General features: G+C 67.2%; 7 protein-coding genes. 3 read left to right on the forward strand and 4 right to left on the reverse strand.

What is annotated here, in order from left to right; translation table 11 throughout:
- The first annotated feature begins 54 nt into the window (after positions 1-54).
- From FHG66_RS02145 to FHG66_RS02155, 3 genes are all read left to right on the forward strand, one after another.
- Positions 55-5,046: a carboxypeptidase-like regulatory domain-containing protein gene (locus tag FHG66_RS02145; RefSeq protein WP_139075048.1), complete on the forward strand. Its 4,992-nt coding sequence runs from the start codon at positions 55-57 to the stop codon at positions 5,044-5,046.
- A 194-nt stretch (positions 5,047-5,240) separates the two neighbouring features.
- Positions 5,241-7,622, forward strand: coding sequence for a DUF11 domain-containing protein (locus FHG66_RS02150; RefSeq protein ID WP_176556088.1), 2,382 nt, complete (start codon positions 5,241-5,243; stop codon positions 7,620-7,622).
- Positions 7,619-8,203, forward strand: a complete 585-nt coding sequence (locus FHG66_RS02155) for a lysozyme family protein (RefSeq protein WP_139075050.1) — start codon at positions 7,619-7,621, stop codon at positions 8,201-8,203. The genes FHG66_RS02150 and FHG66_RS02155 overlap by 4 nt, the downstream gene beginning before the upstream one ends.
- 50 nt (positions 8,204-8,253) lie before the next feature.
- Here the strand turns inward: FHG66_RS02155 and FHG66_RS02160 are convergent, their stop codons facing one another.
- The 4 genes from FHG66_RS02160 to FHG66_RS02170 all read right to left on the reverse strand — a co-directional run bounded on the left by FHG66_RS02160 (position 8,254) and on the right by FHG66_RS02170 (position 13,740).
- Complete coding sequence (locus FHG66_RS02160; protein ID WP_176556089.1) at positions 8,254-9,927, reverse strand: M10 family metallopeptidase; 1,674 nt, start codon at positions 9,925-9,927, stop codon at positions 8,254-8,256.
- A gap of 1,033 nt (positions 9,928-10,960) precedes the next feature.
- Complete coding sequence (locus tag FHG66_RS02165) at positions 10,961-12,631, reverse strand: methyl-accepting chemotaxis protein (RefSeq protein WP_139075052.1); 1,671 nt, start codon at positions 12,629-12,631, stop codon at positions 10,961-10,963.
- Between the two features lie 348 nt (positions 12,632-12,979).
- The gene (locus tag FHG66_RS21450) at positions 12,980-13,135 is read right to left on the reverse strand and encodes a hypothetical protein (RefSeq protein WP_176556090.1); all 156 of its coding nucleotides are present in this window, start codon (positions 13,133-13,135) and stop codon (positions 12,980-12,982) included.
- Positions 13,136-13,209: 74 nt separating this feature from the next.
- A complete protein-coding gene (locus FHG66_RS02170) occupies positions 13,210-13,740 on the reverse strand; it encodes a sarcosine oxidase subunit gamma (RefSeq protein WP_139075053.1) in 531 nt (176 codons plus the stop codon).
- Between the last annotated feature and the right edge of the window lies 1 nt (position 13,741).

Genomic DNA, 13,741 nt, shown 5'->3' on the forward strand with positions numbered 1-13,741 from the left:
GGACCACCTTGCGGGGCCTTCAGGCCCCGTTCCCTTGCCGCACTCTGGTCCCGAATGCCAATACCCCGCCCGTGGCGCGCCTTCGCAAAGGCGGCCCTTCTCGCCCTCGTCCTGACGCAGGCCATTCCTGGTCAGGCGGACACTCGGGTCGGTGTGGGCGATGCGGCGTCCGGTCAGGTCATCACCAACACCGCCTACTGGCGCGCCGATATCGGCGAAGGCTCGACCAACGGCGACGTTTCCGCGACCATCGTGGTACAGGAGGCGCCCGCACCGCCCACGCTGCGGGTCTATGAGGCCGCACAAGGCCGGCCTACCTCCAGCAGCTTCCACTTCCGCCGCACCGACTACCTCAAGGGTGGGCGCTTCCACCGGTCGGCCATGCCGGCCGATGCGTCGGGCCTTGCGGACCGCACCGGTCCGGTGAACCTGTCCGGCCCGCTCGACGTGATCCGGACCCAGCGCATCCGCTACGGCGCGCCGCTGTTCTACGTCCTCACCGCCGAAGCCCTGAACCGCAGCCCCAGTTCGGTCGAGACGGCCATCCTGACGGTCACCGACCGCCTGACGGGCGACAGCGAGACCCTCCGCCTCTACGAGACCGCCCCGGATTCGGGCCAGTTCGGCGGCTGGACCGACACGCGCCGCACCTCTCCCACGCATGGCGATGGGCGACTCGCCACCGGCGGGCATTCGACCATCGACGGCGTCTGGACGGACGCGGCCCCGTCATCCACACGGCTTGCGACGCAGGTGCTCGTGGGTCCGATGGACCCGCACGGCCTGGTCTATGACAGCTCCACCGGCGCGCCGGTGAACGGGGCGCGCGTCACCTTGATCAACATGCGGACCGGAAAACCCGCCGAGGTCTTTGGCGAGGATCTCCGTTCATCCTATCCGGCCACGATCATCACGGGCGGCACCGTGTCGGACGGGGCAGGTCGCGATTACGACCTGAAGCCCGGAGAGTACCGCTTCCCCTTCGTGCTGCCCGGCACCTACCGCATCATCGTTTCGGCTCCGGAAGGCTATGTGGCCCCGTCGACCCGGTCGGACGACCAGATCAACGCCGAGGCGCCCGAAGGCATGGACGTCACGCTGGGCTCCCGCGGGGAGCCGTTCACGATCAGGGCGGGCCGGCCGGTGGCGCTGGGCGTGCCCGTGGACCGCATGGGCGAAGGCTCCGTGGATCGCGACGGATCGATCTCCCTGGCTCAGGCCGGGGACTTCGTGACCTACACGGTCACGATCGAACCCCCGCCGGTCGCCGCCATCACCATCTCGGACACTCTCCTGCCCGAGATCAGGATGGTTCCCGGCACCCTGCGCCTCGACGGCAAGGCCGTGACCCCGCGCGAGGTCCGGGACGGCTTCGTGATCGAGGAGGTGCCCGTCAACGGCCGGGACGTGGTCATGACCTATCTGGCCCAAGTGTCGGTCGGCGCGGCGGAAGGGGCCAGCCTTCCCACGACGACCACCGTGACCGAGGCGCTGACCGGCTCGGCCCGGATGTCCGACGATCACCTGATCGACATCGAGGCCCCCTTCGGCACCGACGAGACGGTCATCCTCGGGCAGGTGATCGCCGGACCCTGCGGTGCGCCCACGGACGGCCGCGACCTGTCCGGCCTTCGCATCCTGCTCGAGTCGGGCGACATGGCCGTGACCGACTCTCAGGGGCGCTTCCATTTTCAGGGAATCGCGCCGCGTCCGCATGTGGTCCAGCTCGACCAGACCACCCTGCCCCGCCATGCCACCCCGATCCTCTGCCGCCGCGACACCCGCAACGCGGGGAGCCCGATCTCCTCCTTCGTGGACCTGCGGCCCGGCATGATGGCCCGTGTCGAGTTCCACGTCGACTTCGACGAGGCGGCGGAAACGGCCGAGTCCGCGACGGAGGCAGCCCTGGCCGAGATCCCCGAACCCGCCGACCCTGCCCAGATCTATGACCGGGACTGGCTCGCGCGGCAGGGCCTAGATCCCGAGCCCGCCCTTCTCACCCCGGCCGAAGGCTGGACGCCCGGCTCGGATGCCATCGATGCCGTGATCCTGAAGCCCGCCGGGGCCGTGACCGAGCTGCGCCTCAACGGCGAGCCCGTGCCCGAGATGCAACTCGACCAGCCCATTCTGGACCCGATCTCGGGCGCGAGCCTTGAGCGGTGGCACGCCCTGCGCCTCCGCGAGAGCCGCAATGTTTTGGACGTGGTGATGAAGGATGCGGACGGCCACGAGATCCTGCGGGAACAGCGCATCCTGTACTACGAAACGATTCCGTTCCGGGCCGAGCTGGTCACGGCCGGTTCCGTGCTCGAAAGCGACGGGCGCACGACGCCGGTCCTGCAGCTGCGCGTCCTGGGACGATCGGGCGGGCCGGTCCGGCCCGGAACGCGGGTGCAGTTCTCGGTGGCGGAACCCCATGGCTTCGAAAACCCCGTCGAGCGCGATTCCCAGCCCGGCTCCGCGCGCGGTCCCCAGCCATCGGCCACCGCCGTGGTGGCCGAGGACGGGCTCGTGCGCCTGCGCCTGGCCCCTGTCCGCGAAACCGGCACCGCCCATGTGACCGTCATGACGCCCGACCGCGCGCCGGGACAGGAGATCGTCGTGGACGTGCCGATCTCGGCCGCCGAGCGGCCCTGGGTCCTCGTGGGTCTGGCCGAAGGCACCCTTGCCGAACGCACCATCCGATCGCATCTGCGGCGCTCGGGCGACATCGGCAACGACCTCGCCGGGCGCGTGTCGCTGTTCGCCGAAGGCGTGGTGGCGGGCAAGTGGCTCCTGACCCTGCGCCTCGACACTGCCCGCGACGGGACCGGGCCGTTCTCGGCCATCGACCCCGAGCGCGACTATGTCGTCTATGGCGATGCCTCCTATCAGGACGACGCCGCGCCATCGCGCTTTCCCCTGTATCTTCGGCTGCGGAGCGAGGAGGCCGAAACCCTCGTCGGCGACTTCGCGGCCGAGATCGACACCCGCCTTGTCGATCTGTCGCGGCAGGTCACCGGCCTGCGTGTCACGCGCGAGACCCCCACCTACCGCGTCATGGCCTTTGCGGCCCGGACCACCCAGCGCTACGTGGAGGATCGCATCGCTCTCGACGGCACGTCGGGGCCGTATGAGCTCAGCCGCACCGACATCGTGCCGCGGTCCGAGACGGTCACCCTTCTTGAGGTCGACGGCGACGACATCTCGCGCGTGGTGTCCGAGGAAACACTCGTGCCCGGCCAGGACTACGTCCTGAGCGCCACCACCGGCCGGCTGTTCCTGCGCCGCCCGGTCCCGGCCTTCACCCCCGACATGAACCGCTTCGTCCTGAAGGTCGGATACGAGACCGACGAGGAGATCCAGTCCGGCGTTCTGGCCGGCATCCGGGCCGAACGGCAACTGAGCGACCGCGTCCGAGTGGGCGCGACGTTGGTCCATGCCGGCAACGCCGATGGCGGAATGGTGGACGTCACCCTGCTGGGGGCGGACATTGCCGTCATGCTCAGCGACAGCCTCGCGGTGGGCGCCGAGGTGCTTCAGGCCCTCCGGAACGGCCCCGAGGGCGAGATGCGCGGCAAGGCGGACGAGCTTCATGCCGAGTTCGACGACGGCACGAGCAGCGCCCGCCTTTACCTGCGTAGCGAGGATGGCGACGTCAGCCTCGCCTCCAGCATGGACGAGCGCCGGATCGACAGCCTGGGCGCCGAGGGCGAGGTGCGCCTGCTGGATCGCGGCAGCGAGGAGAACCCGGACGACGGCCTCTGGCTTTCGGGCGAGGCCCATGCCGAGCGGAACCGACTGGAGGACGATCGGACGGCCAGCGGCGATCTCGAGATCCTGCGCCGGACCGGGGGCAACGAAAGCGCGCTGGGTCTGTCCTTCCACAACACCGAAACCGGCGATGCAGCCAGCGGCACGCTTCATGCCACCGCCCGCCTTGCCTGGAGCCCCGACGAGGGCCGCGTCGCCTATGGCCTGGAACTGCGCGAGCCCCTGTCCGAGAAGGGGGACGCGGACGCCGAAAGCGAGATGCTCCTCAGCGCCGCCATCGACCTGTCCGACCGCTTCGCCCTGACGGCGACCTGGGACGGCGCGAGCCCCCTGGACACTGACGGGAGCGACTCGGGCGTCGTGTCGGTCGGGGCCGTCTGGGCCTGGGGCGAGGACGGGGAGGTCCGCGCGGGTTTGGCCAGCGCCTATGGCGACGGGACGTCCGGGCAGGCGCTGTTCCTGGGCCTCGACCGGTCCTGGAAGATGCGGCCTGGCCTGGAGCTCAGCTTCGGCCTCGACTCTCAGAACGACCTCGGGGCTTCGGAGATTCCGCTCGGGCTCGGGTCCGACAATCCCTGGATCGAGTCCTCCTTCACCGCGACGCGAACGGGCCTGCGCTACACGGCGGACACCTGGTCGCTGGGCATCGAGGTGGAGGGACGCACCGCCCCCGAAGGGGATCGCGCAAACCTGCGCCTGTCGGGTGACGGAGAACTGGGCGACGGCTGGACCTACGGCGCCGAAATCCAGCACGGCGTGTCGGACGAGAATGGAAAGGACCGCCGCGACACCGAAGCCAAGATCAGTTTCGCGCATCGCCTGGGCGGATATGCCCCGATCACTCTGTTCGAGTTGGAGGCGGAAGGCTCTCTCGACGATGGGGTGGACACGCGGCGCCTTCAGGCGACCGCCCTGCATTCCCGTTATCTGAGCGAGCGTGGCGAGTTGGTCCTGCGCGCCTCCCTCAAGGGGCTGGCAACCGAGGCGGATGGCGCCCGCGCCACCGATGCGCTGACCCTTCTGGGGGCCGAGTACCGCCACCAACTGAACGAGACCTGGAGCCTCGGCGGCCACGGATCGCTGATGCGCTCGGCCCGCACGGGCAACACCCGGTCGAGCTATGGCGTGTCCGTGGGCATGACACCGTTCGAGAACGGGTATCTGGAGCTGGGCTACAACGTCGAAGGCTTCGAGGACGAAGCCTTCTCGGAGCACGGCACCACGAACAAGGGTTTCTTCCTGGAGTACCGCATGAAATTCGACCAGGAGAGCTTCCGGAGGGCATTCCGTTGATCCCGATGCCCTTCCTCCCTCCTCCCGTCTGCCCGATCCCCCTCCGCCCTGCTCTAGTCCGCCCGGCCCTTATTCGCCTCGTCGGAGCAGCCTTCCTGGCCTTCGCACCGGCCCTTGCCCTGGCACAGGCATCCACCGAAATGACCCAGGGCGGGGGCTCGGAGACATCTATCACGGCCCCCACTCTGGAACCCGTGACTGTCACCTTGCAGAACAACAGCAACAACCCGACCGGGTCCACATTCGTCCCAATCTCGGCGGAGGCGCCCACGGCATCCCTGGAAGTGGGGAGGCTTTACTACTCATCCACTACCAACTTCACGACTCATGGCGTTTACGTCGGCGATGCCCAGAACCAGTTTGCCCGGCTTGCGCCCCTAGGCGTGCGTGGGACACCTGCCAGCGGCAACTTCACCTCGCTGCCAGGCATTACGGCTGGGCAGGGAATCTCGGTGGACGCCAATTATGCCTGGTTCGTAGAAGCCCGCACTCGGGGACTTGCCGCTGCAGACGTGAGGGATACAGGCAGTTATCTGGTAGCCGACCTCGTGATCAGGCTACAGGTCCCAATGACCAATGTAGTGCTGCACTTTGCCGGGCTCGGGGGCATCGCCGGCAAGCGGTTCTCCTCGGAGTTCGTATTCGACGCTGCGCAGTCGGCCGGGGCACAAAGCCTCAGCCGGTTATCCGGTACTTCGAACTTCGCCGTCAGTGGAACGGTGATCAGCAACTCGGCCACATCCCTGGGGGCCGATTGTGGAAACGGGGGCGCCTGCGGGTCTGTGGCAATCGTTGCCGCGAGCGGTCAAGCGATCACCAAGATCGTGCTGCACCATTATCTGCGCAGCCGCGATTCAGAAGCCTGGGGTAATACCGGCGTTGATGCTTTCACCCTGAGCCTGTCCGGCGAGGTCGCGGACATGGTGCCCACCCTGACCCTCCCCGACCTCCTTTGGGGAGAGACTTACCGCGGTCTGACGGCCACCTGCACGAACGCCGGCCCCAACACCGTCCGCAACCCGACCTGTGCCGTCACCATGTCGGGGGCCGGCACGATGACGACCCCAGTGTGCGGTGCCGCCCCCGGGAGCGCCTTGGCCGTCGACGCCGCGCTGACCTGCACCTTCGATTACACCGCGCCAGCCTACAACCCGAACGGCCCCGCCTCCGCTCCCGTTACCTTCACGACGACCACAGGCGGCTTGAACGACAGGAACGGCGGCACGACGACACTCGGCAACAACCAGCGCGCTCCGGCCTCGACAGTGACCGGAAGCCCCTATGCGCCGTCGCAGCCCGGCCAAACCTGTTCCGCCACGGCGAACGTGCTCAGCTTCGCCTTCCCCGGCGCGGGCGGAACCGAGACCGGATCGGGGTATGACCTGATCTCCCACTCGCCGTTCTCCTTTGACGTTAACGGCAAACCCGTGCTCATGACCGCCAGCGGCACCCCCACGACGCAGACCATCACCATGTCTCCCGGCGCCCTGTTCAAACCGAACGAGGAGGTGACGCTGGGGCTTCCCGCATTGGGGGCGTCCAGCCGAGGCGAGATCGTCGTCGTCACCTCCCGCATCGTTGGCCGGGCGGGATCGTCCATGACGGTCACGGTGTCGGATGCCGGGGACGAGGACCACGATGTCTTCACCATCGAGAACGCGGCGGGCGGCATGATCGCCCGGGCTCCAACATCCGGCTCGAACAACGCAGACGGGGATCTCGTGCTCTCCTTCACCATGCCGTCCGAAGGATACGTGTTCCTGCGCCAGTACGTCACCGACTACGCCGCGCTCTACGGCGCGCGTCGCGACGGCGGCTGCCTGCGCACCGACCTCCGGACGGTCAAGGGCCGGACCTCGGCCGCCAGCATCGAGGTGGGCCAGACGGCCACCTTCACGATCACGGTCACCAACACCGGTCCGTCGGCGGCCAGCAACGTGCAACTGACGGATCTGATGCCCCCGACCCTGACGGGCGTGACCGTTACGGCTCCGGCCGAAACCACCTACAACACCGCGACCGGGCTCTGGACCGTCCCACGCCTCGCCAACGGGGCTGCGGCCACTCTCACGCTTACGGGTACGGCCACCATGGCGGCCTCCAATACCACGGTCACCAACACGACGACGGCCGCAATCGGGGATCAGCCGGATCCATCAACGGCCGGCGATGTTCTCTCGGCCTCGGTCCTCGTACTTCAGGCCCCGATGGTGCGGGCGACCAAGACGGTGACCCTCCTCTCGAACCAGTCAGCCAACTGCGCCACCCGCCCCTCGACCCCCGACACCGGCGTTCAGGCCTTCATCCCGGGGTCCTGTGTCGAGTACCTGATTGGCCTGACCAATCCGACAGGGTCCGTCGCGCGCGACATCCTCATGACTGACGTGCTTGCGGCTGGGCTGACCTTCATGGGTGCTGCGGCCACGGGCTTCGACACCAGCGATCCGTCCTATGCGCTGCTTGTGCCGTCGTCCGGGACCGCCTGCACGGCAACGACTTGCACGATCCGCCTCGACAAGGCCCGCCTGGCGGCCAACTCCACCGGCCAGGTCCGGATCCGGGCGGTGCTGCGATGAGACCGTGGGTCGCAGCCCTGACCCTGTCCCTGACCCTCTGCGGCTGGTCCGGGACCGCCCGTTCCGATACCGGGGAGGTCGATGCAGGGTTTGGCGCCAATGATGTCGACTTTCTCAACCTGATGGGAAACGTCGAGGCGCCGGATGGGTTCGGGGACGTCTTCAACGGCGTTCCCCTGCTGCCGCCCGAGCGGCTGGAGGAGATGACGATCGGCGAGGTGCTGTCCTACCAACGCCAAGTTCGGGCCATGGGCACGATCTCGAGCGCGGTGGGACGCTACCAGTTCATCCACGACACGCTGCGCCGCCTGGTGGATGAGCTGGGGCTGACCCCCGACCTGGTGTTCGACGACGAGGTCCAGACCTTCCTCGCGCGGGCCCTGATGTCCGAATGCGGCTTCTACGATCCCGACCGCGACAGCCGTTTGCTGGCCGACTGCCTGGCCGGTGTATGGGCCTCGTTGCCGCTGGTGACCGGCCTGCACCGTGGCGAATCGGCCTATGCCGAGGATGGGGTCAACAGCGCTCTGGTCAGCCCCGAAGAGGTCCTGGCGGTCCTTGACGCCCGCTATCTCTGGTAAGGGACGTCGCCCTTCGGACCCTGGGACAAACACGCCTCGGGACCACAAGGTCAGAGCAGTATGTCTCCGGCCCCCAGGGCCTCGATACCCAGAATGCGGATCTCGAAGTCGGCCCGGCCATCGCCAGAGACGTCGCCCCGCAGGGTCACCCCGTCCGATCCGGCTGCCCACCAGACCGAGTAGGCGGCGGGCCCATCGTCCGCGAATGCGAGGTTTCCATTCCAGTGGGCTGCCGATCCACCAGCACCGATCCTTTGCAGATCCAGATCGTCCACGCCGGGAACGAAGCCCCGGATCACGTCCGCTTCTCGTCCGGCCAGAGTTTCGGCCGCGCTGGTAAAGATGAACACGTCCCTGTCCCGATCGTTGCCGCCGTCGAGAATGTCGCGCCCCAGACCGCCACTGAGCCGATCCTGCCCCGACCCGCCCAGGAGCCGGTCCCGGCCCGGTCCCCCGATCAGGTCATCGTCGCCGGCGAGACCAGCCAGGACGTTAGAGCCCTTGTTCCCGACGATGCGATTGGCAGCGTCGTTGCCCGTACCCCACGCAGCCGAGGCTCCGATGAGCCGCAACGCCTCGAACTCGGGCGGGAGACGGGCCGAACCGCGGGATACGATCGTGTCGAACCCTTGGCCGGCTCGTTCGACCAACCGATCCGAGGAGTCCTGGACATAGGTGTCGTCGCCGGCTCCGCCCATGAGGAGGTCGCGCCCCCGACCCCCGCAGAGAGAGTCGTCGCCCGAGCCCCCATCGATCGTGTCGGCCCCATCGCGGCCGCGGATCACGTCGGCTCCGCCTCCACCCCGAAGCCTGTTCGCCGCGGCGTTTCCCCCGATCCAGTCGGCTCCGCTGCCGGCGCTGTAATCCTCGATCACGGTGCCCTGCGCGATGCCCAAGCAGTCCTTGTGGCCATAAACGGTCGAGAACATGCCTTTCCGCAGGTCCACGCGCTGAGAGGCCGGGTCATCGCTGAAGTCGAGGCGGTCGTGGCCGCCCTCGTCATAGACGGTCATGACATTCCGAGCCAGCTTTGCCGGGGAACTGCTTCCAGCTTGGAACATATCGCCCAGATAACCGACCAGATTGGTCCCGACGCCGTAAACCGTGTCTCCTGCAGTCGCACCTCCTTTCGGCGCGCCGTAAATCCGCTGAATGGCCGCGATATCCGCCATCATGGGCGTGATGACGAAGGAGGGAAATGCTGCTGACGAAACATTCGGATTTTCGTCCTGATCGAAATAGGACATGACGCTTTGCTGCCAGGAATCATTACGGAACAGCGCTTCCTTGAAATTGTCGCTGCCCCGGTATTGAGCCGGATGCCCCAATCCAAGGGCATGGCCGATTTCGTGAAGGTAAACCTGGAACGCATAGGTTCCCACCTTCGTGCCCGAGAAATCCAGCCATGAACGACCGATCGCCACGGTGGCCCAGTTCATGTGCCCATTGGCATCATGGTCGCCGGACGTCGTCGCCGAAAGGCCGCTGTCCGTGAATCGGATATGCCCACCGTCGTCGACCTCCTCGAACTCAAGGTCGGCAACACTTTCCCAGGCCGAAAGAGCGGCCCGCGCCAGAGCCGCCCCTTCGCGATCCAGCCCTGTCAGGTCGACTTCGATGATGTCAGTCGTAGTCCAGTCACGCGCGATCTGCCCTCGATCCTGCCAGAAACCTTCGACGAGATATTTAATCAGTTCGGAATTGGATCCGTTTTGCGCCGACATGATCGGACATCCTTGCACATCGATTACCCCGATGTTTCGTTGACCGATTAAGCGCGCCATTCTGACGTCGGAAGCCGACGAACTCACCCCATGGAAACCCTAAGGAGAGGTGTGTTAATGCGTCCTTGCTTTTTCCAAGCCGCATGAAGCGATAGTTAACGTTGCAAAATGGATTAAATGAAGCTTCGAGATTGAGGCGCGGACGCCCCAGGGCAACCTGCACTGCGGCGCTCCGTTTCGCCGGATGCCGAAGGCCTTCCGTCATTGATCGGCGCTGTCGCAGCACGAAGGGGAGTCGCCAGTGTGACAGCTCCGATGTCCGCGATCGCGCTGACATGGCTCCGCGCTGGAAGAAGTCCCAGCCTGTGCCGTCCCAAGCACGGCGCTGAAGAGGGCCCGTGGCGAAGTGTTCCATGGGGGATCGCTGTTGTCCGTGGTCTTGGACGTCTTGCATCCCACGCCCATGCCTGCCCCGTGGTCCTCGCGAAGTTGCGGACTGACGGGACCGGGTCGGGCCCCTGTCATCAGCCGGTCACGCGATCAGATGATCCGATCCAGCCCTCGGCAGGGCGACCAGCTGGGATGCTCCCTTGAGCTCAGCAGCGTGCACTGACCCGCTTGGGTCGTCAGGGCGCGCCCTTGCCGCGTTCGGCCGCTGTCCAAGGGGAGCCAGTCGCCAACAGGGTCGCACAGCGCGAGGCCGCTCGTTAGCTGAACAGGAGTTCGCGCACAGTGCCGGGTCCGAGTTGGGCTGAGCTTGGGACAGCTTCGATGCCAGACCCGCCGATGACAGGGCGGTCAGTGGGCTGGGGGCAAGGCCAGAGATCTGTTTCCAGGCCTGGGGTTTGGTCCTGCCGTCAGGGTACGGATGTCGGCGCAAACCGCGATGGAAAGCGCCGAACCCTGCCGTGGAAGCCCCCAGTCCACCGTACCCGCCCGCGCATGACGGCTTTTGAACAAAGGAAATAGGTAAGGGCGCGGATCCCCTCCAGAGATCCGCGCCCGGTTTTCGTGCTGTAACGAGCAGCCGTGCTTAGGCCCGACGGACCGTTCGGGTGAACTGGCTGTCGAGGTCGTCCTCGCCGCCGAGATCGAGGGCGAACCCCTTGGCTGGCGGCTGGCGCGGAGCGGGGGAGGCCACGACCGGTTCGGGCTGCGCTTGAACGGTGGCCGCAGGCATGGGCTGCGGAGCGCGAGAAGCTCCGCCGTCCAGCCGGAAGAAGGCCATGCCGCTTTGCAGTGCATCCGCCTGACCGGCAAGCTCCTCGGCGGTCGAGGACACCTGCTGGGACGCGGAGGTGTTCTGCTGGGTGACTCCGTTCAGCTGCTCGATGGCTTGGGTCACCTGCTGGGCGCCGGTGTCGAGCTCCTGGTTGGCATGCGCGATCTGGCCGACAAGCTGGGCGGTGCGCTCGATGCTGGGCACCAGCGTTTCGAGCCGCCGCCCGGCCAACTGGGCCACCTGCACGGTGTTGCCCGACAGCCGGCTGATCTCACCTGCTGTGTTCTGAGTACGCTCGGCAAGCTTCCGGACCTCGGAGGCCACGACGGCGAAGCCACGCCCATGCTCCCCGGCCCGCGCGGCCTCCACGGCGGCATTGAGCGCAAGGAGGTCGGTCTGGCGCGCGATCTCCTGCACCACCAGGATCTGCTCGGCGATGGTCCGCATGGCGGCGACCGCCTCGGTCACGGCCTGCCCCGAGTCACGGGCTTCCGCGGCCGAGCGCGTGGCCATCGCTTCGGTTTCCGCGGCGCTGTGCGCGGTCTGCTTGATGTTGGCGGCCATCTGCTCCATCGCCGCCGACGCTTCCTCGGTCGCGGCGGCTTGCTCGCTCGCTCCCTGGCTCAGCTGCGATGCCGTCGAGGCGAGCTCGGCCGAGGCGGACGCCACCTGACGAACATTCGCCATGGCATCCCCGACGACGCGGCGGAGCCGTTCGATCATGGCGTTCTGGTTGCGCAGCGCGTCCGCGATCTCGTCGGTGCCACGCACTTCGGTCGTTTCGGACAGGTCGCCCTCGGCCACAGCGCGGGAGATGCGCAGGTTCCGGGCCATGCCACGAGAGATGCCCACCGTGATCCAGGTCGCGCCCATTACGCCGATCAGGGTGCTCAGGCCAGCGATGCCGATGAGCAGGGTGCGGGACCGGGCATAGGTGGCGTCCGTCTCCGACACTGCAGCGGCCATGTCGGCCCGCGCCTTGTCGATCAACTGCTTGAGGAGGGGTTGCATCTGGGTCCAGAGCTCTTCGCCCTCGCCGGACAGAAGCGCGAAGGCGCGGGCATTTCCCTCGGGCGTGCTGAGCCGCGAAGCCTCGGTCCCTCGGTTGTTGATCTCCCGCAGCTGCATATTGAGCGCCCAGAACTGCTCGATCAGCGCGCGACCGGCCTCATCCTCAAGGGTGAGAAGCTTGTCCTTGATGGCGCTGGCTTCCTGGCGCGCCGTAGCGATCCGATCCTCGATGGCCTTCATCCCAGTCGGGTCGTCATACAGGATGTGATTGCGCGCCTCGCGCTGGATCACAAGGGTCTTGTTCTCGAGTTCCTCGGCCAGACGCAGGGTTTCGACGTCATTGTCGACGATGATGTCGACACGCTTGTCCAGAGCCTGAAGGCTTTGCAAAGCGAGCACGACGATGCCGCCCGCGGCGAGCATGATCACCGCGAACACGGCAGCGAGCTTGAGCTTGAGGTTGAGACGCATTTGACGGTCCTTGGGTCACGAGACACGGCCCGATCATGGTCGGGCGGTTGCCATGATCACTGGCACATAGGACCTAATGAGCCGTTACTGGCCCGCGTGGTGATCGACCCTCATGATGAACGAACTATGAACGCCTCGGGCAGGCCACTTCGAAACGCGGGCAGGAACCCGATGTTCCGCGCCCTGCCGCACATCTCCACGGGCCAACACACTGCCCGCACGCTGTCGGAGCGGACCACGAACCGCGCGCATGGGCCAGCGGTAAGACCGAAGGGGTCCGCGACCTTGGCCGGGTCACGGCCTCGGCGCCCATCCTGACCGGGCACCGAGATCGTGGGGCCCCGGCGTTCAGTCGGCGGTGATCGGGAAAGCACTGCAAAGGCCATGCACCTCGGCCCGGACCTCGCCCTCGACGGCCGGATCTCCCTCATCACCCTTGTCGGACAACGCCCGGAGCACCCGAAGGATCAGCGTCCCGACCTGCACGAACTTGGCCTCGCCCAAACCGCTCGTCGTGCCGGCCGGGTTGCCGAGGCGGATGCCCGAGGTGATGGCCGGCTTCTCGGGGTCGACGAGGCTCAGAGCCCGAGCGCGATCTCTCGGGCTCCGCGTTGGAGGAGTTCCTCCACATGCGGGGAGAAGCTGCGCCAGACCGCCAGGGTGAAGCGGTCCTCGGCCTCGCGGACCAGCACGGCCTGCACGCCGTCGAAGACGGTGCGCGTGCCGCGCCCCACCTCCATGCGCGACACATCTCGCGCAATCCCGACGGCAAGGAGGTCGAGAACCGCAGGTCCTTGCAGGCGGAAGGTCACCTCGCGGTCCGTCACCTCGACCAAGGCGTGGGCCAGGCCGCGCGGCAGGGCGCGGCGGATCGCATCCGCTTCGGCCTCGGGCGCGTCGATCTGCCATTCGTCGGGGCCAAGGCAGAGCGCGCGGCGGGCGCCCTCGGTCGCTGTCCGCCCGATGCGGTCGGGCAGCGGCAACCCGAGGGCGGCCTTGGCCTCCTCCCGGTGTTCGGGACGGAGGCGGAGGGAGAACCGCGCGGCGAGCGGAAGCGTCTCGACGGTGATGGCGGGCGAGGGGGGGAAGGAGTGAATCTGCGCGGTCATG

Source organism: Rubellimicrobium rubrum (assembly GCF_006152115.1).
GTDB classification, from domain to species: Bacteria; Pseudomonadota; Alphaproteobacteria; order Rhodobacterales; family Rhodobacteraceae; genus Rubellimicrobium; species Rubellimicrobium rubrum.